Genomic DNA, 24,989 nt, shown 5'->3' on the forward strand with positions numbered 1-24,989 from the left:
CGCGGAATTTCCTCAGGCCGGACGCACCACGGCGAGGCCGAGGAGGATGTCGTGGCCGAGCCGGCGGTCGGGACGCACCAGACCGATGACGATGTCGAGGGCCCAGAGCAGAAAGGTCGAGATCGCCACGTAGAACAGCAGGGCATGGATCGCCGCCGTGATCATATCCACCCGCGTGCCCGTCTGGTTGACCACGCGCAGGCCCATCATCCGCATGCCCCAGGTGCCCTGGCCGGCGCCGCCGACCGTCACGGCGCTGTAGAGGATGCCGCTCGCCGGCAGCACCGCGAACAAGGTCCAGCCGAGGCCGAACGTGAGGGCGCCCACGACGGTGATCAGGAGGGTCAGAAGGGCCGTGAACCCGAAGATGAACAGGATGTCGAGCAGGTAGGCGACCGCGCGTGCGCCGAGGCTCGCCCGCACCACAGGCAGAGCCATGGGTAAGCCATAGGGGGTCTCGGGGCGGGTGGCGTAACCGGTGGGGGATTCAAGCATGAGGCGCTCCTCGGGCGGGGCGGCGTTCGGTGATTTCCAAGTGGGCGCGGGACTACCGAATCTCAAGATCAACCGGTCCGAGAGACGCGTCAGGGAGCCGACGCCCCTGGATCGGCGGCGGCGGCCTCCGGCGTGTTCAAGTAATACTGCTTCAGCAGGTAGAGCGCCGCGCCGTTCAGGGGTCCATGCTCGGTGATGACGGTCAGGAGTTCGGCCCCCTGTCCGAAGCCGCACACGATCCAGCGCTGGCGCGCGGCCTGGGTGGCCTGCCCGGTGACGGCGTAATCGACCCGGAGATCGGCGGGCGTCGGCCCGCTGCCGACCCGCAGGATCTTCGGAACGGTGCCCTGTGGCGCCAGGGCCGGGACCGCCCGGCGGCAGAGGGTGGCCCGCTGCCGGTCGACGGAACTCTCGCAGGCCGCGAGAAGAGCGAGAGCGGCGAGTCCGAAGCCGACCCGTCTCACGCCCCGGCGCGCAGCCGCTCGGCCACGCGGGGCGCGTAATACGTCAGCACGCCATCGGCACCCGCGCGCTTGAACGCCAGCAGGCTCTCGACCATGGCGCGCTCGCCGTCGAGCCACCCGTTTCGGGCCGCAGCCTCGATCATCGCGTACTCGCCCGACACCTGATAGGCGAAGGTGGGCACCCCGAATTCGTCCTTCACCCGCCGGATGATGTCTAGGTAGGGCAGACCGGGCTTCACCATCACCGAATCGGCCCCCTCCGCGAGATCGAGGGCGACCTCGCGTAGCGCCTCGGACGAGTTGCCCGGATCCATCTGGTAGGTACGCTTGTCGCCGATCAGGGCCGCCTGGGTGCCGATGGCATCGCGGAAGGGGCCGTAGAAGGCGGAGGCGTATTTCGCCGCGTAGGCCATGATCTGAACATCGCGGAATCCCGCCCGGTCGAGACCGGCCCGGATGGCGCCGACGCGCCCGTCCATCATGTCGGACGGTGCGATGATGTCCGCCCCCGCCTCCGCTTGGATCAGGCTTTGCTCGACGAGGAGCGCCACGGTCTCGTCGTTGAGGATGGCGCCGTCCTGCAGCAGGCCGTCGTGACCGTGGCTTGTGTAGGGATCGAGGGCGACATCGGTCATCAGGCCGAGCTCGGGCACCGCCTTCTTGACCGCCCGCACGGCCCGGCACACGAGGTTGTCCCGGTTGAGGGATTCGGACCCCGTGGGGTCGCGCAGGCTCGGCTCGGTGTAGGGGAAGAACGAGATCGCCGGGATGCCGAGCCGCGCGGCCCCCTCGGCCGCGCGCACGATCTCGTCGACGCTGAGCCGCTCGACGCCCGGCATCGACGCGATGGGCTCCCGCCGGCCGGAGCCCTCGATGACGAAGAGCGGCCAGATCAGGTCGTCCACCGTGAGGGTATGCTCGCGCACGAGGCGGCGCGACCATGCGGCCTTGCGGTTGCGGCGCGGGCGCTGGGTGATGCCGAGGCCCGTGGGGCGGGCGCTCTCCGCCGCGGCTTCGACGGCGAGGGGACGCGGGGTCGGCAATTCGTCGGGCATGGGCTTTGGAACTCGGGCTTTGCAACTCGCGGCGTCGCCGGAACGCGGGGTCAGCCGGACTACCACATCCGCAAAAGCCTTCGAAACCCGGCCCATTGCCACAAGCGCGATCGGCACGCGGTTTCACCCGGCGATTGACGCACAGGGCCGAAACTCCGTTAAAGCGACCCGACCGGAAACAGAGAAGGCGGACGATGGCGGGCGAAGGCGAGGCGGACATTCTGTTCGAGCGGCACGGGGCGGTAGGCCTCGTGACTCTGAATCGACCGCGCGCCCTCAATGCCCTGACGCTCGACATGATCCGGGCGATGCATGCGCAGTTGAGCGTCTGGGAGACCGACGACGCCGTCACCAGGATCGTCCTGCGCGGCGCCGGCAAACGCGCTTTCTGTGCCGGCGGCGACGTACGTGCCGTCTACACCTCCGCCAAAGCCGGGGGACACACGGAGGTCGATGCCTTCTGGCACGGCGAGTACGGCCTCGACGGCTTCATCCAATCCTACCCGAAGCCCATCGTCTCCCTCATCGGGGGACTCGTCATGGGCGGCGGCAACGGGCTTTCCGTCCATGGCAGCCACCGGGTCGCTTCGGACGGGTACGGCTTCGCCATGCCGGAAGTCGGCATCGGCTTCTTCCCCGATGTCGGCATGACCTACGTTCTGCCGCGCCTGCCCGGCCGGACTGGAACCTACCTTGCGCTCACCGGAGCGACCATCGGGGCTGGCGACGCCCTCGCCCTCGGCCTCGCCACCCACCATGTCCGCGCGGACGGGTTCGATGCCATCGTGTCAGCGCTCGGCGAGGGAGACAGTATCGATGCGGTCCTCGGGGCGCACGCGGATGCGCCGCCTCCCACGGGACCGATGGTCGCCGAGCGCGCCCTCATCGACGCCTGCTTCGGCGAACCGAGCGTGGCCGATATCCTCGCCCGTCTCGACGGTGCGGCGGCACAGGGCTCGACCTTCGCGGCGGACACTGCTGCTCTGCTGCGGAGCCGTTCCCCCACCAGCCTGTGCATCGCCCATGCGCAGATGCGGCGCGGCGCGACCCTGAGCTTTGCCGAGTGCATCGCCGCGGAGACCCGGCTCGCCGCGTTCCTGATGCACGGACACGACTTCTTCGAAGGCGTACGCGCCGCTCTCATCGACAAGGACGGCGCGCCGGCCTGGCAGCCGGCCAGCCTCGACGCCGTCGATCACGCGGCCATCGCGCGCGCGTTCGACCCTACCGGCGGCCCTGCGCCGCGAACCGAACCATAGGGACAGACCGGCCGTGCGGAGCTTGACGAAGGTAGGCGCGATGCGGGATGGCCGTGGGCGCGCGAGCGAGGTCGGCGGCGACCGGATCGAGCGTTCGCCGCGCCCGCACCAGACCGGATGGGACGTGGTGCTGGTGTGGTTCATGCGCTTGACCGCCCTGGTCTGGCTCGCAAAGGCGGTGGCGACCTGGGCGTCGATCCTCGACGTGCTGCCGGGCGCGCGGCCCTTCGAGGCCGAGCCGGTGACCCGCCAGACGGTGATCGTCTACTTCGCCGTCATCGACGCCATGGCGGCGGTGGGCCTGTGGCTGACGAGCGCGTGGGGCGGCGTGGTGTGGCTGCTCGCGGCCAGCAGTGCCCTGACGCTCGCAATCCTCACACCGCATCTACTGCCGATGTCGGTGCCTTATCTTGGACTTCAGGCAAGCATCGTGGTGATCTACTTCATCTTGTCCTGGCTGGCCGCGCGGGAAATCCGGTAAACGAGACCTTACGACAATCACTTCATCTTGCATTTACCGACAGAGGTAAATCGCAAATTCATCCTATCGCTTAAACCGTCTTTCATCCGTGGCGCCTAGGTTGGGTTCATGAGCGGTGGCGACGAACACCGGCCCTGCAACCCGAACATCTGACGAGGCCCGCGATGAAGTCCCAGGCAGCCAAGGTTATCGACACCAATACTGCTTCCGAAGCCGGCTCCGTCCACGGCTCTTACCTCGAAGCCCTCCACCTCGTCGAGCGCCTACACCGCCGCCTCCTCGACGTGATCAAGGACGAGTTCGAGCGCCGCGATCGTGAGGACGTCAACAGCGTCCAGGCCCTGTTGCTCTACAACATCGGCGACAAGGAACTCACCGCGAGCGAGCTGCGCACCAAGGGCTACTACCTCGGCTCCAACGTCTCCTACAACGTCAAAAAACTCGTCGAGGCCGGCTACCTCCACCATGCCCGCTCGACCACGGACCGCCGCTCCGTCCGCATCAGCCTGACCGACAAGGGCCGGCAAATCCACGACATCATCCAGAGCCTCTACGACAAGCACGCCCGCACCATTCAGCCCATCGGCGGCATCTCGGACGACGATTTCGGCCGGATGAACGTGGCGCTGAGCCGCCTGGAGCGCTTCTGGACCGACCAGATCCGCTACCGCCTCTAGAGCTGCGCTCCGCAGACGTCCCGCACGAGGCCGAAAGGCCCGGACCGCATACGGTCCGGGCCTTTTCGTCTTCGGTCATGCACAACGAAAAAGGGGGTGCCGCCCTTTCGAGCGACACCCCCTTCCAAGCGACTACCGTCTTAGGTGGAGGTGACGACCACCTTAGTTGAAGGTGTCGATCTCGGCGGACTCGTAGCTGGTGACTTCCATGCCGACGCAGATTTCCTGGACGATGGGGGCAGACCACTTCATGGTGTTTCTCCTAGTTGAGATTGGGCGGGTTTAGCTGACACCCCGAGGGGCGCCGATCCCTCAGTTGAAGGGATCGATTTCTGCCGACTCGTAGCTGGTGACTTCCATGCCGACGCAGATCTCTTGAACGACGGGGGCGGACCACTTCATGGCTGAACTCCTTCGTGTTCGACGCCCTTGATATGCCGTTACATTGGGCGCAATACAAGTGGGCGCTACACTTATATTTCTCATAGATCGAGACCGGGAGCCCTGGGATCGCCCAGCCCGCCGGCGAAGCGGCAGCCCCGGCGATATGGTGCCACAATGATGCGCGTCCCTGTCCGCGATCCGCGGCCAAATCGCATCGCAACCGGTTCCGGTGAGATTGTATCTCGGTCGAAAGTGTTGGAGCGCCTCGCATCTTCGGCTTGACGGCTGGGGCTCGCGGGCGCACTCACGCGCCGCCCACCGGTCGTGCCGGGACGCGCGACTCGTCGCATCCCGGCCGAGCTGATCGGGCACTCCTTCAAGCCAGCCAATGCCCAGCGACACTCCACGACGATCTTCCGCGCCCTGCGCGGCCGCGAGCGGGGTCTCCCCAGAATCCTGAACGGGATCCGGGGCGGCTCACCGACCCCGGTCGTCCAGGGCTGTGTGCCCTTGGCCGTGCGCCCCCGCGCGAGGTGAGCCCATGAACGCGATCCTTTTCGCTCCACCCAACGTCGACCCCTCGGTGCTCGCCGCCCGCCTGTCCGACGAGCGCGCGCCCGACATCGTCGAGGCCCTGAACGAAGAGGCGCCCGAAGTCGCCGCCGCGATTCTGTTGGGGCTGCCGCACGACCGCGCCGTCGAGGTTCTCGATCAACCCGAACTCGACTGCGCCGCCGACATCGTCGAGATGCTGCCGCGCGACCGCGTCGCCTCCTACCTCTCGGGCATGTCGGCCGACCGCATCACCGACATCTTCCGCGAGATCGAGGAGCCCGGACGCTCGGACCTGCGCGCGCGTCTCGACGCAGAGACGCGCGGCGCCGTCGACCGCCTCAGTGCCTACGGCGAGGAGAGCGTCGGCTCGCTGATGACCACCGAATTCGTCACCGTGCCGGGCGACTGGACGATCGGGCAGACCCTCGACCACGTCCGCCACGTCGAGAAGACCCGCGAGACCATCTACGCGATCTTCGTCCTCGATCCGCGCACCCGCGCCCTGACCAAAGCGGTGCCCCTGCGCCGTCTCATCTCGGGCGATCCGCAGGACAATGTGCTGTCCGTCGCCCCTGATCGGCGCCCACTCGCGGTCTCACCAACGGCAAGCCGCGAAGAGGCGGCCCGCCTGATCTCCAAATACGATCTGCTCGCGCTACCCGTCATCGACGCGGTGGGCCACCTCATCGGCATCGTCACCGTGGACGACATGATCGACGCCATGGTCGAGAAGCAGACACAGGACGTGCAGCGCTTCGGCGGCATGGAAGCCCTGCCCGAGCCATACATGGATATCGGCTTCTTCACGATGATCCGGAAACGGGCCGGCTGGCTCTGTGCCCTGTTCCTCGGCGAGATGATGACCGCCACCGCCATGCAGGGCTTCGAGGGCGAACTCGAGAAGGCCATCGTCCTGACCCTTTTCATCCCCCTCATCATGAGTTCGGGGGGTAATTCGGGCAGTCAGGCGACCTCGCTCCTCATCCGCGCGCTGGCTCTCCGTGAGATCCGCCTGCGCGACTGGTGGCGGGTGGCGGCCCGCGAGTTGCCGACGGGCCTCGTCCTCGGGGCGATCCTCGGCCTCATCGGTATCGTCCGAATCGTCGTGTGGCAGAAGACCGGCCTTTACGATTACGGCGTGCATTGGCCCCTCGTGGCCGCCACCGTCGGCGCGGCGCTGGTCGGCATCGTCACCTTCGGATCGCTGACGGGCTCGATGCTGCCGTTCCTGCTCCAGCGCCTCGGCTTCGACCCGGCGACGGCCTCCGCCCCCTTCGTCGCCACCCTCGTGGATGTGACCGGACTGGTCATCTACTTCTCGATGGCGATGCTGATCCTCAAGGGCACGCTTCTGTGACAAATCCCGTCCGGTGAACTTCCGGTGACGCGGGGTCGCATTGCAAAAAATTGCCGGAGGGTGCTTGCCTCCGGCGGGCTGACTTTCCTTCGAAAGCCTCTAATGTCCCGGCCGGCCAGGGTCCGCTCAACGGGCGGTGGCCGCACCCGTATCCTTGCTCGGAGTCCGACACTTGGCGAACCACTCGGCGACCCCCTTGGCGAACCCCTCGGCGAACCCGGTCGTCAATGCCGACGGGACCGTGCCGGGGACGGACGGCACGCGGCGCGACTTCATGTTCCTCGCCACCGGCGCGGCCCTTGCCGTCGGCGCCGGCGCCCTGGCCTGGCCCTTCGTCGCCTCCATGGCGCCCGATGCCGAGACCATCGCGGCCGGCGCCCCCCTCGAAGTCGACCTGTCGCCGATCCAAGAGGGCCAGATCGTCAACGTATTCTGGCGCGGCAAGCTCATCTTCGTGCGTCACCGGACGGAGAAGGAGATCAAGGAGGCCGCCGCCGTGCCGATGGCCGATCTCATCGATCCGCAGGCCGACGCCGCCCGGGTCAAGGAGGGTCACGCCAAGTGGCTCGTGGTCTACGGCAACTGCACTCATCTGGGTTGCGTGCCGATCGGCCATCAGGGCCAGTACGAGGGCTGGTCGTGCCCCTGCCACGGGTCCCTCTACGACACCTCCGGCCGCGTTCGCCGCGGTCCCGCTCCGACGAACCTGCCGGTCCCGCCCTACGCCTTCGAGACGGACGCCAAGATCCGGATCGGCGAAGAGGGTGGCAAGGCTGCGGCCTGAGGAAGGGCGACGGAATTTCATGCAACAGTTTTCGAAGCGGGTAGCCCCATGAGCGCACACGCCAACACCTACGTTCCGAAGAGCCGCGTGGCGAAGTGGTTCGAATCGCGGCTGCCCCTGGTCGGGCTGGTGCACTCGTCCTTCGTCGCCTTCCCGGTGCCACGGAACCTCAACTACTTCTGGACCTTCGGCGCGATCCTCATCGCCATGCTGATGTCGCAGATCGTCACCGGCATCTGGCTGGCGATGCACTACGATCCGTCAGCCGCCAACGCCTTCAATTCCGTCGAGCACATCATGCGCGACGTGAATTACGGCTGGCTCCTGCGCTACATGCACGCCAACGGCGCGTCGATGTTCTTCGTCGCGGTCTACATCCACATGTTCCGGGCGCTGTACTACGGCTCGTACAAGGCCCCGCGCGAGATCCTCTACATCCTCGGCGTGATCATCTATCTGCTGATGATGGCCACCGCCTTCCTCGGCTACACCCTGCCGTGGGGCCAGATGAGCTTCTGGGGCGCCACCGTCATCACCAGCATCCTCGGCGCGATTCCGATCGTCGGCGAGACGGTGCAGAGCCTGCTCTGGGGCGGCTACTCGGTCGGTAGCCCAACCCTCAACCGCTTCTTCTCGCTGCACTACCTGCTGCCGTTCATGATCCTCGGCGTCGTCGTGCTCCACGTCTGGGCGCTGCACGTCACAGGACAGAACAATCCCGCCGGCATCCCGATCAAGTCGAGCAAGGATGCGGTCCCGTTCACGCCCTACGCCACCGTGAAGGATGTGTTCGCCACCGTGGTGTTCGGCATCTTCTTCGCCTACTGGATCTTCTACCAGCCGAACTACCTCGGCCACGCCGACAACTACGTCCCGGCCAACGCCGCCGTGACCCCGGCCCACATCGTGCCGGAATGGTACTTCCTGCCGTTCTACGCGATCCTGCGCGCGGTGCCGGACAAGCTCGGCGGCGTGATCCTGATGTTCAGCGCGGTGATCATCCTGGCCTTCGCGCCGTGGCTCGACACCTCGCGGGTGCGCTCGGCCAATTACCGTCCGATCTACCGTCAGTTCTTCTGGCTGTTCGTGATGGTCACGATCCTGCTCGGCTGGCTCGGCGCCAAGCCGCCGGAGGGTGGCTACGTCATCGCCGCACGCCTGTGCACGGCCTACTACTTCCTCCACTTCCTCGTCGTGATGCCCCTCGTCGGCCTCTTCGAGACGCCCGACCGACTGCCGGACTCGATCCTCGAGAGCGTCACCGGTCCGGGCAAGCAGGTCTCCGGGTCCGGCATGCCGGCCGGGGCCACGGCCGCACCGTCGTCCAAGGGTTGAGGGCAGGGGACTTTTGACAACCATGAAAACGACCCGCCTCCTCGCCGCGACCCTCGTCGCGGCCACCCTCGGCATCACCATGGCTTCGGCGGAAGAGGAGCATGGCGCTCCCCAGCCGCCGCGTCAGACGTGGAGCTTCGCCGGCATGTTCGGCCGGTTCGATCAGGCGCAGTTGCAGCGCGGCTTCCAGGTCTACCGTGAAGTCTGTTCGAGCTGCCACGGCATGAGCCTCGTACGGTTCCGCAACCTCGCGGAGCCGGGCGGCCCGGGTTTTTCCGCCAGCCAGGTCAAGGCGCTCGCCGCCGAGTACAAGGTCAAGGAGCAGAACGATTCCGGCGAGGATGCCGAGCGACCCGCACGGGCCGCCGACGCCTTCCCGTCGCCGTTCCCCAACGAGAAGGCGGCCGCGGCCGCCAATGGCGGCAAGGCGCCGCCGGATTTCTCGGTGCTCGCCAAGGCCCGCACCTTCGAGCGCGGCTTCCCGAAGTTCCTCACCGATGCTCTGCCCGTCGTCGGCTACACCGAGCACGGCGTCGACTACATCCATGCCGTGCTCGACGGCTACGAGGACCCGCCGGCCGGCAAGGAAGTTCCGGCGGGCACGTACTACAACAAGTACTATCCTGGACATCTCATCGCGATGCCGAAGCCGTTGAGCGACGGGCAGGTCACCTACGCGAAGAACGAAAAGGGCGAGCCGGTGGTACCCGAGACGGTCAGCCAGTACGCCACGGACGTCGCCGCGTTCATGGCCTGGACCGCCGAGCCGCACATGATGGCGCGCAAGGCTCTGGGCCTGCGGGTGATCCTGTTCCTCATCGTGCTCTCGGGCCTGCTCTACTACGTCAAGAAGAAGATCTGGGCGAAGGTCGGCGGCGAGGTTCACGGCCTCCAGCCGGAACTGCACAAGACCTACTAGCCACGCGCGCCGACCGGGGCTCGACACGAGCCTCGTTCCCACCGAAACACCACAGCGCCGGCGTCCCCCTGGGGGGCGACCGGCGCTCGCTGTATGGAGCCATGAGAATGTCGCAAGCGGTACTCGGCGTGATGGGCGGGTCCGGGGTCTATGATCTGCCGGGTCTGGAAGACGTGCGCGAAGAGGCGGTGCAATCCCCCTGGGGCGAGCCCTCTGATGCGCTGCGCATCGGCCGGATCGGCGAGACCCAGGTGGTGTTCCTCGCCCGCCACGGACGCGGCCACCGCCTGTCGCCCTCCGGCATCAACTACCGCGCCAACATCGACGCGATGAAGCGCGCCGGCGTCACGGACCTCGTCTCGCTCTCCGCCTGCGGCTCGTTCCGCAGCGAACTCCACCCGGGGTTGTTCGTCCTGGTCGACCAGTTCGTCGACCGTACCCATGGCCGCGTGTCCTCGTTCTTCGGCAACGGCTGCGTCGCCCACGTGTCCCTGGCCCACCCCGTCGGCCCGGCCTTGCAGAACCGCATCGCGGAGGCGGCGCAGGCGGAAGAGATCGCGGTCCATCGCGGCGGTATCTACGTCTGCATGGAAGGCCCGCAATTCTCGTCCTACGCTGAATCCACCACCTACAAGGCGCAGGGCTACGACGTGATCGGCATGACCAACATGCCGGAAGCCAAGCTCGCCCGTGAGGCGGAGATCACCTATGCGACCATCGCCATGGTGACGGATTTTGACTGCTGGCATCCGAGCCACGATGCCGTGGACGTCGCTGCCGTGGTCGCCGTCGCGCGTGCCAACGCGGACAAGGCCGCCCGCCTCGTCGCGCGGCTCGCCCGCGACTTTCCACAGGAGCGCGAGGCCTGCCCCATGGGCTCCGACCATGCCCTCGACGGCGCCATCATGACCGCACCGGCCCAGCGCGATCCGGCTCTGCTCGCCAAACTCGACGCCGTCGCGGGCCGGGTATTAAACGGCTGATCCGCCCTCGGGTCCGGGGCGCATTCGATCGAATCGCCCGATGAATCGCGAGCCCGCTCCCTTCACAGGCGGGCCTCGTTGGCTCTAGAAGGCGGGTTCGTTCCAAAGATCCGACGTCACAAGAGCAAATTTCAGGCATGCGCGCCGCCAGTATCGACCGCCGCACGGCGGAGACCGACGTCCACGTCGCGGTCAATCTCGACGGGACCGGCCGCGCCACCATCGCGACGGGCGTCGGCTTTCTCGATCACATGCTAGAATTGCTGGCGCGCCACGCCCTGTTCGACATCGAGGTCCGTGTGACGGGCGACCTCCATGTCGACCAGCACCACACCACCGAGGATGCCGGCATCGCCCTCGGACAGGCCTTCGCCCAGGCGCTCGCCGACAAGCGCGGCATCGCGCGCTACGCGGACATCCACTTGCCCATGGACGAAGCGCTGACACGGGTCGCCGTGGACATCTCCGGGCGGCCGTTCCTCGTCTTCCGCACCGCCTTCCGGGTCGAGAAGATCGGCCAGTTCGACACCGAACTCGTGCGTGAGTGGTTCCAGGCCTTCGCCATGAATGCCGGCATCACCCTCCACATCGAAACGCTGTACGGCGACAACGCCCATCACATCGCCGAAAGCTGCTTCAAGGGTCTGGCCCGCGCCTTGCGGCAGGCCGTCTCCATCGATCCGCGCGAGGGCGGCCGCGTCCCCTCGACCAAGGGCTCGCTCTGACCGGTCAGGTCGCAGGAGAGGACACGCCATGCGCACCTACACGCTGCACCTCGACCGGGACGCCCAGACGGGTGAGGCCCATGGTCTCGAGCGCGCGCATCTCGTGCCCGATGGCTTCTCGTGGACGGCCTTCGCCTTCGGACCGCTGTGGTTTCTGTTTCATCGGCTGTGGCTGGCGGCGCTCGGCGTCTTGGCCCTCCTCGTCGCCACGGCCTATCTCGGCCGCATGGCCGCCCTGAACCCATTCGCCGGACTCCTGGTCACCCTGCTGGTGCTGCTTCTGATCGGGCTGGAAGCCTCGTCCCTCCGTCGCTGGACCTACGCCCGCAGGGGCCGACCCGTGCGTGACGCCGTCCTGGCCGCAAGCTTGGAAGAGGCAGAGATGAAGGCCGCGAACCGTTGGTTCGACGGTGTCGTCCCGCCGCGTCCGGCGCCGGTCCCTTACGCGAACGCCACCTCCCGCCCGAGCGAGGTCGCCATTGGGATGTTCCCCACGAGTGAGGGCCGGCGGTGAGCGGACAAACCGTCGCGATCATCGATTACGGCTCGGGCAACCTGCATTCGGCGGCGAAGGCCTTCGAACGCGCCGCCCGAGAAGCTGGCCTCGACGACACCCGCATCGTGTTGACCTCGCAAGCCGAGATCGTCGCGGGCGCCGACCGCGTCGTGCTGCCGGGCGTGGGCGCCTATGCCGATTGCCGCGCCGGCCTCGACGCCGTGCCGGGCATGGTCGATGCCATGACACATGCGGCCAAGGTCCGCGCCCGACCGTTCCTCGGTATATGCGTCGGCATGCAGCTCTTGGCGACACGGGGGCTCGAATACGCCACCACGCCCGGGCTCGATTGGATCTCCGGCGATGTCGGCCCGATCCGCCCGTCCGATCCGGCGCTGAAGGTGCCGCACATGGGTTGGAACACCTTGGCGCCCGACCGCGACCACCCCCTGCTGTCCGGCATTCCCCTCGGCGAGAACGGTCTGCACGCCTATTTCGTCCACAGCTTCGCATTGCATCCGGCGCAGGCGTCCGACACCGTCGCCCACAGTGATTACGGCGGCCCGGTGACCGCCATGGTGGCACGGGACAACATCGCCGGCACCCAGTTCCATCCCGAGAAGAGCCAGCACCTCGGCCTTGCCCTGCTGGCGAACTTTCTGGCGTGGCGTCCCTGATTGGGGACCGCCCTCATCCACCGAACGATTCGAAAGCGAACCGACGCGTGATCCTGTTTCCGGCCATCGATCTCAAGGAAGGGCGCTGCGTTCGCCTCGTGCAGGGCGACATGGCCCAGGCCATCGTGTTCAGCGACGATCCGGCCGCCCAGGCGGCCGTCTTCGAGGAGCAGGGTTTCCCATGGCTCCACGTGGTCGACCTCGACGGGGCGTTCGCCGGCGCGCCGATGAACGCCGACGCCGTGGATGCGATCCTCGCCCGGACGAAGCTGCCTGTGCAGCTCGGCGGCGGCATCCGCGAAATGAAGACCCTGGAGGCCTGGCTCGCCAAGGGCGTCAGCAGGGTCATCATCGGAACGGCCGCCGTGCGCGATCCCGCCTTCGTCCACGAGGCCGCTCGGCTCTATCCGGGCAGGATCGCCGTCGGCATCGACGCCAAGGACGGCCGCGTCGCCGTCGAGGGGTGGGCCACCACCTCCAGCATGACCGCGGAGGAACTCGGGCGCCGGTTCGAGGATGCCGGCGTCGCGGCGCTCATCTACACGGACATCGCCCGCGACGGCATCCTCAAGGGCCTCAACATCGAGATGACCCTCGGCCTTGCCCGCGCCGTGACGATTCCGGTGATCGCCTCCGGAGGCCTCGCCTCCATCGACGATGTCCACCGCATCCTCGAGCCGGATTGCGCCCTGCTCGCGGGGGCCATCACCGGCCGTGCGCTCTACGATGGCCGGATCGACCCACGCGAGGCCCTGGCCGCCATCGCGAAGGCCAAGGGCAGATCGGCGGCCTGACCGCGCCGTCGCCGTGAGGAGGGACGCCCATGCTCAAGACCCGCATCATCCCCTGCCTCGACGTCAAGGACGGCCGGGTGGTGAAGGGCGTCCAGTTCCTCGAACTGCGCGACGCCGGCGATCCCGTCGAAGCGGCGAAGGCCTATGATGCGGCCGGAGCCGACGAGCTCTGCTTCCTCGACATCACCGCGAGCCACGAGGATCGGGGCACGCTCCTCGACGTCGTCAGCCGCACGGCCGAAGCCTGCTTCATGCCCCTCACCGTCGGCGGCGGCATCCGCACGGTGACCGACATCCGCACCCTGCTGCTGGCCGGGGCCGACAAGGTCTCGATCAACACGGCCGCCGTCAACGACCCCGATTTCGTCGCACGCGGGGCGAAAAAGTTCGGCAGCCAGTGCATCGTCGTCGCCATCGACGCCAAGCGTACGTCGGCTCCAGGCGAACCCGACGCCTGGCAGATCTTCACCCATGGCGGCCGCAAGCCCACGGGACTCGACGCCATCGCGTTCGCCCGCACGGTGACAGCCCTCGGGGCCGGCGAACTCCTGGTCACGTCCATGGACCGCGATGGGATGCGCTCGGGCTACGATCTCGCCCTGACCCGTGCCATCGCGGATGCCGTGAGCGTGCCGGTGATCGCGTCCGGCGGCGTCGGCAGCCTCGACGACCTCGTGGCCGGAGTGCGCGACGGCCATGCCAGCGCGGTCCTGGCCGCTTCGATCTTCCATTTCGGGCAGCACAGCGTCGGTGAGGCCAAGGCCCATATGGCGGCGGCAGGTCTTTCCATGCGCCGCGACGCTTGACGCGAGGCCTGGAAGCGGCTCTTGCCGCATGATCAGGAATGCAACCGCCCGCCGTCGGGTGGAACGATAAGTCCGGCCCGCCGGAATCCAGGACCGTATGACCCAGTTCACCCTCGCCGATCTGGACGCCCTCGTCGCGGCCCGCGCCGCGGCCCCGGCCGACCAATCCTACACCGCCAAGCTCCTCGCTGGCGGGCCGGCCAAGCCCGCCAAGAAACTCGGCGAGGAAGCCGTCGAGGCGGCCATCGCTGCGGTGCAGGGCGACCACGCCGGTCTCGTGAGCGAGGCGGCGGACGTGCTCTATCACCTCGTCGTGCTGCTGCGGGCCGGTGGCGTCGCCCTCGACGAAGTCATGGCCGAGCTGGAACGGCGCACCGCACAGAGCGGGATCGCCGAGAAGGCGGCCCGGAGGCACACGTGAGCGAGAATGCTGCCGTGGGGCCCTCGCCGGAGCGTGATCCGGCCGTTGGGCAGGACCCCGTCACCGGCTTCGGTCCCGAGCGGCTCTCGCCCTACCGCCTCTTCACCCGCGAGGAATGGGCGCAGCTGCGCGCGGACACGCCCCTCACACTCACCGCCGAGGACGTGACCCGCCTGCAATCCCTCAACGATCCGATCTCGGTGGAGGAGGTCGAGGCGATCTACCTGCCGCTGTCGCGCCTGCTCTCCCTCTACGTCGCGGCGACGCAAGGCCTGTTCAAGGCGACCCAGCGCTTCCTCATGGCCGAGCGCGAGGCCAAGGTCCCGTACATCATCGGGGTCGCCGGTTCGGTCGCGGTCGGCAAGTCCACCACCGCCCGGGTGCTGAAAGCCCTGCTGGCACGCTGGCCCAATACGCCGAAGGTCGACCTCATCACCACCGACGGCTTCCTGCTGCCCAACGCCGAGCTGAAGGCCATGGGCGCCATGGAGCGCAAGGGCTTCCCGGAGAGCTACGACACCGCAGCACTCCTGCGCTTCCTCACGGACATCAAGGCGGGCAAGAAACGTGTCGCCGCCCCGCTCTACTCGCACCTCGTCTATGACGTCGTACCGGGCGAGGAACGGGTTGTGGAATCCCCCGACATCCTCATCGTCGAGGGCCTCAACGTCCTCCAACCGGCGCGCCTGCCCCGCGACGGCACCGCGATTCCGTTCGTCTCCGACTTCTTCGACTTCTCGATCTACCTCGACGGCCACGAGGACGACCTCCACCGCTGGTACGTCAACCGCTTCCTGCGCCTACGCCAGACCGCGTTCCGCGATCCACTGTCCTACTTCCGGCGCTACGCCGAGGTTACGGAGGCCGAAGCCCTGGAGATCGCCGACAATCTCTGGACGACCATCAATTTGCCGAATCTCCGCGACAATATCCTTCCGACCCGCCAGCGTGCGAGCCTGATCCTCGCCAAGGGCGCCAGCCACCGCATCGAGACCGTGGCACTGCGCCGCCTGTAGGGTCGGCACCCGGGGGGAGCTACCGTGCCTCATATTGCTGCGGGTGGACTGTCCGGGGCGATTGGCCCCGTGCGGCACAACTGTTAGATCTCCCGCCACGACCCGAGCGGTGGAGACGACGATTTCCGATCAAGTGTGGGCAACCGGCCTCGGCCTTGTTGCCGTCCTCGTCCTCGTGCTGGCCAACGGGTTCTTCGTGGCCGCCGAGTTCGCCCTCGTTTCCGTCCGCAGGAGCAGGGTGACTGAACTGGTCACCGAGCGCCGGACCAACGCCACCGCCCTGCAGCGCGCCACCGATCAGCTCGATGCGCATCTGGCCGCGACGCAGCTCGGCATCACCATATCGTCCCTGGCGCTCGGCTGGGTCGGCGAGCCGGCGTTGGCCCACCTCATCGAACCCGCTCTGTTCTGGCTGCCGGACTCCGTAAGCGCGGTGGCCGCCCACACCATCGCGGTCGCGATCTCGTTCGTCATCATCACCGCGCTGCACATCGTTCTCGGCGAACTCGCTCCGAAGAGCCTCGCCCTTCAGCGCAGCGAGCGCACGGCGCTGGCCGTGGTGCGGCCCCTCAGCCTGTTCCTGTTCATCTTCCGTCCGGCGATCCTGTTCCTCAACGGGCTCGGCAACGGCGTCGTGCGCCTGTGCGGCCTCAAGGCCGGGCATGGCGAGGGGTCGCTGCATTCGACGGCGGAACTGAACCTCCTGATCCAGGCGAGCCAGGAGGCGGGCCTCATCCGCGAGGCGCAGCAGGAGGCGGTGGAGCGCATCTTCTCCATCGGCGAGCGCAAGGTGCGGGACATCATCACCCCCCGTCACGAGGTCGAATGGGTCGATGCCGACGACGACCGCGAGGCGATCCTGAAGGCCGTGCGCGAGTGCGACCACGCCCAGATCGTGGTCAGCCGAACGCAGGTCGACGAGATCGTCGGTGTGGTGCGCAAGCAGGACCTCCTCAATCAGGTTCTCGATGGGAACGCCATCGACGTTCTGGCCGCGACCCAGCCGCCCATCGTGGTGCACGAGAGCCTGTCGATCCTGGCGGTCCTGGAGATCTTCCAGGCCCAGCCCGTCCGCATGGCCATCGTGGTGGACGAGTACGGCAGCCTGGAGGGCATCGTCACGCAGACCGACCTCCTGGAGGCCATCGCGGGCGACATCCCGGAGATCGGCGACGAGCCGGCGGTGGTCGAGCGCGAGGACGGCTCGCTCCTCATCGACGGGATGATGCCGGCAGGGCAGGCTTTCGAGCGGCTTGCCTTCGCCGAACACCCGGACACAGAGGATTTCGCCACCCTGGCGGGCTTCGTGATCTTCCAGCTCGGGCGCATTCCGTCGGCCGGCGATCATTTCGAAGCCCATGGCTGGCGATTCGAAGTGGTCGACATGGATGGCCGACGCATCGATAAGGTGCTGGCGACACCCCGCCCGGCCTGACCGGCCGGACGGTCATCCGTCGAGGGGGTAGGCCGCCTCGACGAGGTAGGGTCCGCCGCCCTTGGAGGCGCGGGCCGAGAACAGAGCCACCCGCTTCACGGTGAAGCGAAGGGGCGGGAAACCGCCCGTTTCCGTCAGATACTGTGCCACCGCGAACGCATCCGCCTGCCGGTTGAGGCGAGCCAATGTCACGTGTGGCGTAAACCGCCGGGTGTCGGGCGCGGCATCCGCATCCCGGGCGATTCGTTCATGCTCGGCCTGAAGTTCAGCAAGGTCCGGATTCGCTGCGACATTCGCCAGGATCGAACGGGGTTTCGCGCCCCCGAACACCCCGAGCCCATCGAGGACGAGATCGAGGGGCGGGCGCGCCCGGGCTTCGACGAGGCCATCGTGGTAGGCTTCCGCCACGGTCTCGTCCACGTCGCCGAGGAACCGGAGGGTGATGTGATAGTCGCCGGGCTCGATCCAGCGTGAGCCCGGCAGGGCGGCGCGCCGCAGGGCCAGCGTTTCGGCGATGTCGGCCGGGATTTCCAGACCGGTGAACAGCCGCGGCATCAGCGGCCCGCGGCCTGTACCCGGTCGAGAAAGGTCTCGACGCTCGGCAGGATGCCGGTGACGATGGTCTCGACACCCTTCGCGTTGGGGTGGAGCTTGTCCTCAAGGTTGTAGGCCTTGTCGCCGGCGATGCCGGCAAGGAAGAACGGGTAAAGGACGAGACCGTGATCCCGGGCGAGGTCCGGATAGATCGCGTCGAAGCGCGCGACGTAGTCCGGCCCGAGATTCGGCGAGGCCCGCATGCCCGCGAGCATCACCGGAATGTTGCGCGCCTTCAGCCGCGTGATGATGGTCTCCAGGGCCTTGCGGGTCACGGCCGGGTCGGTGCCGCGCAGCATGTCGTTGGCGCCGAGCTCCAGGATCACCCCATCGGTTCCGTCGGGCACGGACCAGTCGAGGCGATCGAGACCGCCCGTGGTGGTGTCGCCGGAGACCCCCGCATTGGCGACGGTGACGGCGCGGCCCTTGGCCTGCAACGCCCGCTCCAGCACGGCGGGGAACGCGGCCGAGCCGGGCAGCCGGTACCCTGCCGTGAGACTGTCGCCGAACGCCACGAGAGTGACGGGCCGCTCGGCCGGGGCGGTCCGTGCCGGGGCTCCAGCCAGTCCGAGTGCGGCAAAGAGTGTCATCAGGACGACCTGCAGAGGGCGGATATGGCGCCGCGCGACCCAACGGACCATATCGGCGAAACGTGACCGCTCGGCTCCGGGAGCCATTTCGGTGGTACGTGACAATGAGCACCGACGCATTCCGGCTGAACCTCGACCCTGACGCTTTCGACCCCAACTCCCTACAGATCGGTTTCCCATCGATGTCCGGCAAGGCCGACCCCGTCCGCGACCCGCACGCCATCGCCCATGCCATTTCACTGGCTGACCTCGATCTCAGCCTCGGACGCGGCGCGGCGCGCGTCCATGTCCTGCGCGGCATCTCCCTCGATGTCGCAAAGGGCGAGGCGGTGGGCCTCGTCGGTCCCTCGGGTTCCGGCAAGTCGACCCTTCTCATGGTGATGGCGGGCCTCGAACGGCCGGATTCCGGCTCCATCGTGGTGGAGGGCACCGATCTCGGACGGCTCGACGAGGACGCCCTGGCGCGGTTTCGCGGCCGGCGCATCGGCATCGTGTTCCAGGCCTTCCACCTCGTTCCCACCATGACGGCCCTGGAGAACGTGGCCCTGCCCCTCGAACTGGCCGACAAGCCGGACGCCCATGCACGCGCCAAGGCCGAACTCGAGGCGGTCGGCCTTGGCCACCGGCTTCACCATTACCCGGCGCAGCTCTCGGGCGGCGAGCAGCAGCGCGTCGCCATTGCCCGCGCCATCGCGCCGGACCCCGCGATCCTCGTCGCCGACGAACCCACGGGCAACCTCGACGAGGCGACCGGCCGCCAGATCGTCGACCTGCTGTTCGCCCTGAAGCGCGACCGGGGCGCCACCCTGGTCCTCGTCACCCACGATCCGGGCCTGGCCCGACTGTGCGACCGGACCGTGAGCCTGCGCTCCGGCCGGGTCGAAGCGGCCCTGGCGGCCTGACCATGCACGGAACCCTCGTCCCCGCGCAGCCCGCGAAGCGCAATTCCGGCTTGGCCTTTCCTCTGACCCTGCGGCTCGCACTGCGCGAATTGCGTGGCGGTCTCGCGGGCTTTGCCGTGTTCCTCGCCTGTATCGCGCTCGGTGTCGCCGCCATCGCGGGCGTCGCCTCCATCGCCCGGTCTCTCACGGACGGGCTCGGGCGCGAGGGCGCGCGGATCCTCGGCGGGGATCTGACCTACAGCTTGATCAACCGCGAGGCGACGCCGGCCGAGCGCGACGCGTTGACAGCGCAGGGCCGCGTCAGCGTGGTGACGACGCTGCGGGCCATGGCGCTCGCCGGCGACAAGGGCGCGGCGTTGGTCGAACTCAAGGCCGTCGACGACGACTACCCGGCCACCGGGGAACTCGTCACAGATCCAGTCGCTCCCCTGGCCAGCCTGGTGGCCCAGGGGGAGGGGGCCTACGGCGCCGTGGTCGATCCGGTGCTGCTCACCCGCCTCGACCTCAAGATCGGCGACCGTATCACCGTGGCGGGAACGCCCATCGTGCTCCGTGCGACCCTGATTTCCGAGCCGGACCGCATCGCCAACGGTATCGGCTTCGGCCCCCGGATGCTGGTCTCCCGCGCGGCCCTCGATGCCACGGGCCTGATCCAGCCAGGCAGCCTCAACCGGTGGAGCTACCGCCTTCAGTTGCCGGACGCGAGCGATGCCGACATCGAGCGCCGGGCCGCCGCCATCGCGGCCGCCGCGCCCGAGGCCGGCTGGGAGATGCGGGCGCGGTCCAACGCCGATCCGCGTTTCGCCAAGAGCATCGAGCGCTTCACCCAGTTCCTCACCCTGGTGGGCCTCACCGCCCTCATCGTCGGCGGTGTCGGTGTCGCCAACGCGGTGGCGGCCTTCGTCGAGCGCAAGCGCGGTTCCATCGCCACCCTCAAGAGCGTCGGTGCGCCGGGCGGGCAGGTGGTCGCCCTGTACCTGACCCAGGTGATGCTCATCGCCGGCCTCGGCACAGCCATCGGCCTCGGCCTCGGCGCGGGTCTGCCCTTCGTCATCGATGCCCTGTTCCACACGTCCTTGCCACTGCCCCTCAACCCCACTTTGGCGCCGGGCGAACTCGTGCTCGCGGCCGCCTATGGTCTGCTGACCGCACTCGCCTTCGCGATCCTGCCCCTGGGTCGCGCCCACGATATCCCGGTCTCCGGGCTGTTCCGCGACGTGGTCGATCCCGGCTCGGTGAAGACACGCCGGCGTTACAAGCTGATCCTCGCTGCGGCCCTCGCGGGCCTCGTCGGGCTGGCACTCGCCACGGCCTTCGACCGGCGCCTCGCCCTCATCTTCATCGCCGCGGCCGCCATCGCCTTCGGCCTCCTTCGCATCGTCGCCTTCGGGCTGATGGCGCTGGCCCGCCGCCTGCCGCGCCCGCGCTCGGCCGCGCCCCGGATGGCGCTCGCCAACCTGCACCGGCCCGGCGCGCTTACGCCCGCCATCGTCCTGTCCCTCGGACTCGGGGTGACGCTGCTCGTCACCCTGAGCCTCATCGACGCCAACGTCCGCAACACCCTCAGCAACTCTTTGCCGGCGCGGGCCCCGAACCTGTTCTTTCTCGACATTCCAGCGGCCGATTCGCAGGGTTTCCACGCCTTCCTCGGAAGTCAGGCACCGGGGGCCAAGATCGAGCGCGTGCCGATGATGCGCGGGCGCATCACCGCCATCGACGGCGTCCCCGCCGCATCGATCAAGCCGCCGGAGGACGCCGCCTGGGTCCTCGACGGCGACCGGGGCATCACCTACGCGGAGGATATCCCGGAAGGCTCCCGCCTCGTCGCCGGAACCTGGTGGAATGCCGAGGACGCCCGCACGCCGCTGGTCTCTTTCGACGCCGAACTCGCCCGCAGCCTCAACCTCGCCGTCGGCGGCACCGTCACGGTCAACGTGTTGGGCCGGACCCTGACGGCCAAGGTCGCGAACCTGCGCAAGGTCGAGTGGCGGTCCCTCGGCATCAACTTCGTCATGGTGTTCTCGCCCGGCACCTTCCGGGGCGCGCCGCACTCGGACCTCGCTACCCTCACCCTGGCGACCGGACCGGATATGAAGGCCGAGGCAATCATCCTGCGCGATGTCGCGCGCGCCTACCCGTCGGTGACCAGCATCCGGGTCAAGGAGGCCCTGGAGGCGGTCAACGATGTCGTGGGCAAGCTCGTGCTCGCCATTCGCGGCGCCAGCGGCATCGCCGTGGTGGCGAGCCTGTTCGTCCTCGCCGGCGCCCTCGCGGCCGGCCACCGCGCCCGGCTCTACGACGCCGTCGTCCTGAAGACCCTCGGTGCCACCCGCGGGCGCCTGCTCGCCGCCTACACTCTGGAATACGGAGCGCTCGGTTTCGCCACGGCGGTGTTCGGGCTGCTGGCCGGTACGCTCGCCGGTTGGGTCATCGTCACCCGGGTGATGAAGCTCGAATTCACCCTCGACCTTACGGGCGCGCTCGTCGCGGCCGCACTCGCCGTGGTGTTCGCCGTCGTGCTCGGGCTTGCCGGCACCTGGCGCATCCTCGGGCAGAAGCCGGCGCCCTACCTACGACAGTTCTGACGAGCTTGGTTTTAATCCCGAAAAACGCAAATAAAATCAGCCCCCCGGGGGTCGAGATTCCCACGGGTGAAGCTCAACCGGCCTCTTGTGCGAAGCGGGAGGACGGAACATATTTGTGTTCGAGGCACTCATGGTGCCAGAGGTCCCGTGCGTGAGCCTCCTTCCTGAAATCACACGCTGAGAGAGCTTCCAAAGGAAACTCCCATGGCATTCGACAACAGCCCCTTTCGGGTCGGCGCCCAGCCGACAGGGTATGCCGGCACCCAGGTCGATATCGACCAGGGCCTGCGTACCTTCATGCTCGGCGTCTACAACAACATGGTCATCGGCCTCGGGATCTCCGGTCTCGTGGCGCTCGGCCTCAACATGGCCGCCGTCGCGCAGACGGCGACGGGCCGCGTAGCCCTGACCCCGTTCGGTCAGCTTCTCTACACGAGCCCGCTCAAGTGGGTGATCATGCTGGCGCCCCTCGCCTTCATCTTCATCTTCTCCATGCGTATGGACCGCATGTCGGCGGCCTCCGCCCGCATGACCTTCTTCGCTTTCGCGGCGGTGATGGGGGCGTCCATGTCGTCGCTGCTTCTTGTCTTCACGGGCGCCAGCGTGGTGCGGGTTTTCTTCATCACGGCGGCCACCTTCGGCGGACTCAGCCTATACGGCTACACGACGAAGCGTAGCCTGTCGGGCATGGGCTCGTTCCTGATCATGGGCCTCATCGGCCTGATCATCGCGTCGGTGGTCAACATCTTCATGGCCTCGTCGGCCCTGCAGTTCGCGATCTCGGTGCTCGGCGTGCTGATCTTCGCAGGCCTCACCGCCTACGACACGCAGAAGCTCAAGGAGATGTTCCTTTACAGCGGCCTCGACGCCGAGGGTGCTGCCAAGATGTCCGTCAACGGCGCCCTGACCCTGTACCTGGACTTCATCAACATGTTCCAGATGCTGCTCTCGCTGCTCGGCGACCGCCGCTAAGTCGAGTGGATCGAGCATAAGGAAGGCCCCGGCGGGTAACCGCCGGGGCCTTTTTGTTGCGGGCCTCCAGCCCCCTATACGGCGCGCAGGGGCGGTTCCAGCACGGCGAGCACGCGGGCGAGGTCCTGGCCGCGCTTCAAAACCAGCCCGGACGCTGACAACACCGCGTAGGCGCCCTGGCGCCGGGCGAGCTTGGGGTCCTTCTCGACCCGATAGAGGGGCATCTCGGAGCTGCGCCGGTAGATCGAGAACACCGCCTTGTCGCGCCGGAAGTCGAGGGCGTAGTCGCGCCACTCGCCCGCCGACACCATGCGGCCGTAGAGATTGAACAGCACGCGCAACTCCGCCCGGTCGAACGCGATCTGAGGAGGGACGGGCGCCGAGGGAAAAGGGATGACCCGGGCCGCAGGCTCGGACGATCTGGGTTCGGCGCTTGTCCGCTCGCTCATCGTCGCTCCTGTTTCCGGCTGGCCCAAACCCCGATGATGGTCCTGCGTCGGTGCTCCCGCAAGAGTCGCGGCGCCATCATCGGAGTGCGGTAAACCGGCAGAGCGGACGGGACGCGACGTCACGCCCGATGCCATGCCGAACTTGCCGCAGTACGGTGCGCCGGCGCACCACCACCATTCCGCCGTGAAGATGCCCTGCCCATGCCGCGTTGGAAGGGCAGACCTGTTGCTGAACCTCGTCGCATCCGCCGGTCGACGCGGTACCCGAAACTTACGCTCCCCAGCGCTCGGGTACCGCCCGACCTTCGCGAATCGACACTCCAGAGGTTTCGAGACCCAAGGACTTCAGGCCGCCTCTCCGGAGCGCGGCCTTTTTTTCGCCCGTCCCCCCGTTCCCCGGTCTATGACGGACCCACGCACTCTGCCGTGGGACGATCGGTCGTGGTCCAGTTCGATGCCGATTTCCGTCAGACCCTCGCGGACCTGTTCGCGTGGCGCCGCGACGTGCGCCGCTTCCGAACCGATCCGGTGGACGACGCCGTCCTGCGCCGCTGCCTCGATCTCGCGGCCCTGAGCCCGTCGGTTGGCAACAGTCAGCCCTGGCGGTTCGTCCGGGTGGCGGACCCGGCCCGGCGCGGAGCCGTTACGGCGAGCTTCGAGCGCTGCAACGCGGCGGCGGCGACGGACTACGCCGCCGAGCGGCGCGATGCCTATATCCGCCTCAAACTCGCCGGGCTCACCGAAGCACCGGTGCACCTCGCGGTATTCTGCGACGAGGGAACCGAGACAGGCCACGGCCTCGGCCGGGCCACTATGCCCGAGATGCTGCGCTACTCGGTGGTGAGCGCCGTGCAGACGTTCTGGCTCGCCGCTCGCGCCCACGGCCTCGGGGTGGGATGGGTGTCGATCCTGGAACCCGAAACCGTGTGTACGGTCCTCGACGTGCCCTGCGCCTGGCACCTCGTCGCCTACTTGTGCGTCGGGTTCCCCGTCGAAGAGCATGCCGATCCCGAACTCGTCCGCCACGGCTGGCAGGATCGGATCGCGACTGCGGCGGATCTTATCGAGCGCTGAATTCGTCAAGGTTGATCGAACCTTGCGAGAGCCCGTTGCTTCGCGTCGAAACGGCAGGAACGATCCTTTACCGTGACGGCAAGTCCTTCACAGTTATCCCCCAGCGCTGGCAGGCGTTAAGCGGAACGGCAACCTTGGCCGTCGATTGTCGTCGTCAGCAAAGTCAAGCTGACGGGGACGAGATTCATGATCGGATTCGAAAAGGTTGTATTCGGGGTGCTGGCCGTGGCCGGTGCGCTCGCGGCGATGCCGGCCGCGGCACGGGAAGTCGTGGCGTTCGACGAAGGCATGAGTCCCGGCACCGTCGTGGTCCGCACGGCCGAGCGCCGGCTCTACCTCGTCAACGGCGACGGGACGGCGATCCGCTACCCCGTGGCCGTGGGCAAGCCGGGCAAGCAATGGACCGGCGCGCGCCAAATCGACGGCAAGTACGTGGAGCCGGCCTGGTCGCCGCCCCGCGAGGTCAAGCGCGACAACCCGCGCCTGCCCGACGTCATCGCCGGCGGCTCGCCCCACAACCCCATGGGTTCGGCGGCCCTGACCCTCTCGGGCGGGGAGTACGCCATCCACGGCACCAACCGGCCGAACTCCATCGGCTCCTACGCCTCGTATGGCTGCATCCGCATGTACAATCAGGACGTGGTCGATCTCTACAGCCGCGTTTCCGTCGGTACGCCGGTCTACGTGGTTCGCTGATCCGGCCTT

General features: G+C 67.8%; 29 protein-coding genes. 21 read left to right on the forward strand and 8 right to left on the reverse strand.

Going from position 1 to position 24,989, the window contains the following annotated elements; genetic code table 11:
* Nucleotides 1-12: 12 nt before the first annotated feature.
* The 3 genes from ASF25_RS20935 to hemB all read right to left on the reverse strand — a co-directional run bounded on the left by ASF25_RS20935 (nucleotide 13) and on the right by hemB (nucleotide 2,014).
* Nucleotides 13-438: an RDD family protein gene (locus ASF25_RS20935; RefSeq protein ID WP_244473134.1), complete on the reverse strand. Its 426-nt coding sequence runs from the start codon at nucleotides 436-438 to the stop codon at nucleotides 13-15.
* Nucleotides 439-584: 146 nt separating this feature from the next.
* On the reverse strand, nucleotides 585-959 hold the full coding sequence (locus ASF25_RS20940; RefSeq protein ID WP_056174356.1) for a hypothetical protein: 375 nt from the start codon (nucleotides 957-959) through the stop codon (nucleotides 585-587).
* Nucleotides 956-2,014 (reverse strand): porphobilinogen synthase, encoded by a 1,059-nt coding sequence (gene hemB, locus ASF25_RS20945; RefSeq protein ID WP_056174358.1) that lies wholly within the window; start codon nucleotides 2,012-2,014, stop codon nucleotides 956-958. Before hemB ends, ASF25_RS20940 begins: the two co-directional genes overlap by 4 nt.
* 194 nt (nucleotides 2,015-2,208) lie before the next feature.
* Between hemB and ASF25_RS20950 the strand changes: the two genes are divergently transcribed.
* The 3 genes from ASF25_RS20950 (at nucleotide 2,209) to ASF25_RS20960 (ending at nucleotide 4,431) form a co-directional block, all read left to right on the forward strand.
* Nucleotides 2,209-3,273 (forward strand): enoyl-CoA hydratase/isomerase family protein, encoded by a 1,065-nt coding sequence (locus ASF25_RS20950; RefSeq protein WP_056306656.1) that lies wholly within the window; start codon nucleotides 2,209-2,211, stop codon nucleotides 3,271-3,273.
* A gap of 13 nt (nucleotides 3,274-3,286) precedes the next feature.
* Nucleotides 3,287-3,754: a DUF6163 family protein gene (locus ASF25_RS20955; RefSeq protein ID WP_056306657.1), complete on the forward strand. Its 468-nt coding sequence runs from the start codon at nucleotides 3,287-3,289 to the stop codon at nucleotides 3,752-3,754.
* Between the two features lie 164 nt (nucleotides 3,755-3,918).
* Nucleotides 3,919-4,431, forward strand: coding sequence for a winged helix DNA-binding protein (locus ASF25_RS20960; protein ID WP_056174365.1), 513 nt, complete (start codon nucleotides 3,919-3,921; stop codon nucleotides 4,429-4,431).
* Between the two features lie 162 nt (nucleotides 4,432-4,593).
* Here ASF25_RS20960 and pqqA (ASF25_RS20965) read toward each other — a convergent pair whose 3' ends face one another.
* Nucleotides 4,594-4,683: a pyrroloquinoline quinone precursor peptide PqqA gene (pqqA, locus tag ASF25_RS20965; RefSeq protein WP_056092902.1), complete on the reverse strand. Its 90-nt coding sequence runs from the start codon at nucleotides 4,681-4,683 to the stop codon at nucleotides 4,594-4,596.
* A gap of 60 nt (nucleotides 4,684-4,743) precedes the next feature.
* Entirely contained in the window at nucleotides 4,744-4,833 is a 90-nt protein-coding gene (pqqA, locus tag ASF25_RS20970; RefSeq protein WP_055952695.1) for a pyrroloquinoline quinone precursor peptide PqqA, read from the reverse strand.
* 523 nt (nucleotides 4,834-5,356) lie between these two features.
* Here pqqA (ASF25_RS20970) and mgtE point away from each other — a divergent pair.
* From mgtE to ASF25_RS21035, 13 genes are all read left to right on the forward strand, one after another.
* Nucleotides 5,357-6,727 (forward strand): magnesium transporter, encoded by a 1,371-nt coding sequence (mgtE, locus tag ASF25_RS20975; RefSeq protein ID WP_056306658.1) that lies wholly within the window; start codon nucleotides 5,357-5,359, stop codon nucleotides 6,725-6,727.
* Nucleotides 6,728-6,968: 241 nt separating this feature from the next.
* Nucleotides 6,969-7,511: a ubiquinol-cytochrome c reductase iron-sulfur subunit gene (gene petA, locus ASF25_RS20980; protein ID WP_056174967.1), complete on the forward strand. Its 543-nt coding sequence runs from the start codon at nucleotides 6,969-6,971 to the stop codon at nucleotides 7,509-7,511.
* A 48-nt stretch (nucleotides 7,512-7,559) separates the two neighbouring features.
* Entirely contained in the window at nucleotides 7,560-8,846 is a 1,287-nt protein-coding gene (locus ASF25_RS20985) for a cytochrome b N-terminal domain-containing protein (protein WP_056306659.1), read from the forward strand.
* A gap of 22 nt (nucleotides 8,847-8,868) precedes the next feature.
* Entirely contained in the window at nucleotides 8,869-9,765 is an 897-nt protein-coding gene (locus ASF25_RS20990) for a cytochrome c1 (RefSeq protein ID WP_056306660.1), read from the forward strand.
* Between the two features lie 107 nt (nucleotides 9,766-9,872).
* Nucleotides 9,873-10,748, forward strand: coding sequence for an S-methyl-5'-thioadenosine phosphorylase (locus ASF25_RS20995; protein ID WP_056306661.1), 876 nt, complete (start codon nucleotides 9,873-9,875; stop codon nucleotides 10,746-10,748).
* A gap of 137 nt (nucleotides 10,749-10,885) precedes the next feature.
* Nucleotides 10,886-11,473 (forward strand): imidazoleglycerol-phosphate dehydratase HisB, encoded by a 588-nt coding sequence (hisB, locus tag ASF25_RS21000; RefSeq protein WP_056174374.1) that lies wholly within the window; start codon nucleotides 10,886-10,888, stop codon nucleotides 11,471-11,473.
* Between the two features lie 28 nt (nucleotides 11,474-11,501).
* Nucleotides 11,502-11,987: a DUF2628 domain-containing protein gene (locus ASF25_RS21005; protein WP_056306662.1), complete on the forward strand. Its 486-nt coding sequence runs from the start codon at nucleotides 11,502-11,504 to the stop codon at nucleotides 11,985-11,987.
* Nucleotides 11,984-12,646, forward strand: coding sequence for an imidazole glycerol phosphate synthase subunit HisH (gene hisH, locus ASF25_RS21010; RefSeq protein WP_056174379.1), 663 nt, complete (start codon nucleotides 11,984-11,986; stop codon nucleotides 12,644-12,646). Before ASF25_RS21005 ends, hisH begins: the two co-directional genes overlap by 4 nt.
* A gap of 47 nt (nucleotides 12,647-12,693) precedes the next feature.
* Nucleotides 12,694-13,440, forward strand: coding sequence for a 1-(5-phosphoribosyl)-5-[(5-phosphoribosylamino)methylideneamino]imidazole-4-carboxamide isomerase (gene hisA, locus ASF25_RS21015; RefSeq protein WP_056174970.1), 747 nt, complete (start codon nucleotides 12,694-12,696; stop codon nucleotides 13,438-13,440).
* Between the two features lie 29 nt (nucleotides 13,441-13,469).
* Nucleotides 13,470-14,246, forward strand: coding sequence for an imidazole glycerol phosphate synthase subunit HisF (gene hisF / locus ASF25_RS21020; protein ID WP_056306663.1), 777 nt, complete (start codon nucleotides 13,470-13,472; stop codon nucleotides 14,244-14,246).
* Between the two features lie 97 nt (nucleotides 14,247-14,343).
* A complete protein-coding gene (locus tag ASF25_RS21025) occupies nucleotides 14,344-14,667 on the forward strand; it encodes a phosphoribosyl-ATP diphosphatase (protein WP_056174383.1) in 324 nt (107 codons plus the stop codon).
* The gene (coaA, locus tag ASF25_RS21030; protein ID WP_056174385.1) at nucleotides 14,664-15,683 is read left to right on the forward strand and encodes a type I pantothenate kinase; all 1,020 of its coding nucleotides are present in this window, start codon (nucleotides 14,664-14,666) and stop codon (nucleotides 15,681-15,683) included. Before ASF25_RS21025 ends, coaA begins: the two co-directional genes overlap by 4 nt.
* Before the next feature lie 175 nt (nucleotides 15,684-15,858).
* Entirely contained in the window at nucleotides 15,859-17,118 is a 1,260-nt protein-coding gene (locus ASF25_RS21035) for a hemolysin family protein (RefSeq protein ID WP_056174972.1), read from the forward strand.
* A 12-nt stretch (nucleotides 17,119-17,130) separates the two neighbouring features.
* On the opposite strand, the gene thpR is transcribed toward ASF25_RS21035, so the two are convergent.
* Both thpR and ASF25_RS21045 read right to left on the reverse strand, forming a co-directional pair.
* A complete protein-coding gene (gene thpR, locus ASF25_RS21040) occupies nucleotides 17,131-17,673 on the reverse strand; it encodes an RNA 2',3'-cyclic phosphodiesterase (protein WP_056306664.1) in 543 nt (180 codons plus the stop codon).
* Nucleotides 17,673-18,302, reverse strand: coding sequence for an arylesterase (locus ASF25_RS21045; RefSeq protein WP_056306751.1), 630 nt, complete (start codon nucleotides 18,300-18,302; stop codon nucleotides 17,673-17,675). The genes thpR and ASF25_RS21045 overlap by 1 nt, the downstream gene beginning before the upstream one ends.
* 182 nt (nucleotides 18,303-18,484) lie before the next feature.
* Here ASF25_RS21045 and ASF25_RS21050 point away from each other — a divergent pair, with 182 nt between their 5' ends.
* From ASF25_RS21050 to ASF25_RS21060, 3 genes are all read left to right on the forward strand, one after another.
* Nucleotides 18,485-19,204: an ABC transporter ATP-binding protein gene (locus ASF25_RS21050; protein WP_056174979.1), complete on the forward strand. Its 720-nt coding sequence runs from the start codon at nucleotides 18,485-18,487 to the stop codon at nucleotides 19,202-19,204.
* 2 nt (nucleotides 19,205-19,206) lie between these two features.
* The gene (locus tag ASF25_RS21055) at nucleotides 19,207-21,789 is read left to right on the forward strand and encodes an FtsX-like permease family protein (RefSeq protein WP_056306665.1); all 2,583 of its coding nucleotides are present in this window, start codon (nucleotides 19,207-19,209) and stop codon (nucleotides 21,787-21,789) included.
* 204 nt (nucleotides 21,790-21,993) lie between these two features.
* Nucleotides 21,994-22,761, forward strand: a complete 768-nt coding sequence (locus ASF25_RS21060; protein ID WP_056268553.1) for a Bax inhibitor-1/YccA family protein — start codon at nucleotides 21,994-21,996, stop codon at nucleotides 22,759-22,761.
* Between the two features lie 74 nt (nucleotides 22,762-22,835).
* Here the strand turns inward: ASF25_RS21060 and ASF25_RS21065 are convergent, their stop codons facing one another.
* Nucleotides 22,836-23,210 carry a DUF2794 domain-containing protein gene (locus ASF25_RS21065; protein ID WP_056306666.1) on the reverse strand — a complete coding sequence of 125 codons (375 nt, stop codon included), beginning with the start codon at nucleotides 23,208-23,210 and terminating at the stop codon, nucleotides 22,836-22,838.
* A gap of 441 nt (nucleotides 23,211-23,651) precedes the next feature.
* Between ASF25_RS21065 and bluB the strand changes: the two genes are divergently transcribed.
* A complete protein-coding gene (gene bluB / locus ASF25_RS21070) occupies nucleotides 23,652-24,284 on the forward strand; it encodes a 5,6-dimethylbenzimidazole synthase (protein WP_244473125.1) in 633 nt (210 codons plus the stop codon).
* A 186-nt stretch (nucleotides 24,285-24,470) separates the two neighbouring features.
* The gene (locus ASF25_RS21075; protein WP_056174396.1) at nucleotides 24,471-24,980 is read left to right on the forward strand and encodes a L,D-transpeptidase; all 510 of its coding nucleotides are present in this window, start codon (nucleotides 24,471-24,473) and stop codon (nucleotides 24,978-24,980) included.
* The last annotated feature ends 9 nt before the right edge of the window (nucleotides 24,981-24,989 follow it).

The organism is Methylobacterium sp. Leaf100, assembly GCF_001422845.1.
In the GTDB taxonomy this organism is placed as follows: Bacteria; Pseudomonadota; Alphaproteobacteria; order Rhizobiales; family Beijerinckiaceae; genus Methylobacterium.

What these genes read in the sequence shown, in the direction of transcription:
- ASF25_RS20935 (WP_244473134.1), bottom strand. Translation starts at nt 438, where the DNA reads ATGGCTCTGCCTGTGGTGCGGGCGAGCCTCGGCGCACGCGCGGTCGCC.
- hemB (WP_056174358.1), bottom strand. Translation starts at nt 2,014, where the DNA reads ATGCCCGACGAATTGCCGACCCCGCGTCCCCTCGCCGTCGAAGCCGCG.
- ASF25_RS20950 (WP_056306656.1), top strand. Translation starts at nt 2,209, where the DNA reads ATGGCGGGCGAAGGCGAGGCGGACATTCTGTTCGAGCGGCACGGGGCG.
- ASF25_RS20960 (WP_056174365.1), top strand. Translation starts at nt 3,919, where the DNA reads ATGAAGTCCCAGGCAGCCAAGGTTATCGACACCAATACTGCTTCCGAA.
- pqqA (WP_056092902.1), bottom strand. Translation starts at nt 4,683, where the DNA reads ATGAAGTGGTCTGCCCCCATCGTCCAGGAAATCTGCGTCGGCATGGAA.
- pqqA (WP_055952695.1), bottom strand. Translation starts at nt 4,833, where the DNA reads ATGAAGTGGTCCGCCCCCGTCGTTCAAGAGATCTGCGTCGGCATGGAA.
- mgtE (WP_056306658.1), top strand. Translation starts at nt 5,357, where the DNA reads ATGAACGCGATCCTTTTCGCTCCACCCAACGTCGACCCCTCGGTGCTC.
- ASF25_RS20985 (WP_056306659.1), top strand. Translation starts at nt 7,560, where the DNA reads ATGAGCGCACACGCCAACACCTACGTTCCGAAGAGCCGCGTGGCGAAG.
- ASF25_RS20990 (WP_056306660.1), top strand. Translation starts at nt 8,869, where the DNA reads ATGAAAACGACCCGCCTCCTCGCCGCGACCCTCGTCGCGGCCACCCTC.
- ASF25_RS20995 (WP_056306661.1), top strand. Translation starts at nt 9,873, where the DNA reads ATGTCGCAAGCGGTACTCGGCGTGATGGGCGGGTCCGGGGTCTATGAT.
- hisB (WP_056174374.1), top strand. Translation starts at nt 10,886, where the DNA reads ATGCGCGCCGCCAGTATCGACCGCCGCACGGCGGAGACCGACGTCCAC.
- ASF25_RS21005 (WP_056306662.1), top strand. Translation starts at nt 11,502, where the DNA reads ATGCGCACCTACACGCTGCACCTCGACCGGGACGCCCAGACGGGTGAG.
- hisF (WP_056306663.1), top strand. Translation starts at nt 13,470, where the DNA reads ATGCTCAAGACCCGCATCATCCCCTGCCTCGACGTCAAGGACGGCCGG.
- ASF25_RS21025 (WP_056174383.1), top strand. Translation starts at nt 14,344, where the DNA reads ATGACCCAGTTCACCCTCGCCGATCTGGACGCCCTCGTCGCGGCCCGC.
- thpR (WP_056306664.1), bottom strand. Translation starts at nt 17,673, where the DNA reads ATGCCGCGGCTGTTCACCGGTCTGGAAATCCCGGCCGACATCGCCGAA.
- ASF25_RS21045 (WP_056306751.1), bottom strand. Translation starts at nt 18,302, where the DNA reads ATGACACTCTTTGCCGCACTCGGACTGGCTGGAGCCCCGGCACGGACC.
- ASF25_RS21050 (WP_056174979.1), top strand. Translation starts at nt 18,485, where the DNA reads ATGTCCGGCAAGGCCGACCCCGTCCGCGACCCGCACGCCATCGCCCAT.
- ASF25_RS21055 (WP_056306665.1), top strand. Translation starts at nt 19,207, where the DNA reads ATGCACGGAACCCTCGTCCCCGCGCAGCCCGCGAAGCGCAATTCCGGC.
- ASF25_RS21060 (WP_056268553.1), top strand. Translation starts at nt 21,994, where the DNA reads ATGGCATTCGACAACAGCCCCTTTCGGGTCGGCGCCCAGCCGACAGGG.
- ASF25_RS21065 (WP_056306666.1), bottom strand. Translation starts at nt 23,210, where the DNA reads ATGAGCGAGCGGACAAGCGCCGAACCCAGATCGTCCGAGCCTGCGGCC.
- ASF25_RS21075 (WP_056174396.1), top strand. Translation starts at nt 24,471, where the DNA reads ATGATCGGATTCGAAAAGGTTGTATTCGGGGTGCTGGCCGTGGCCGGT.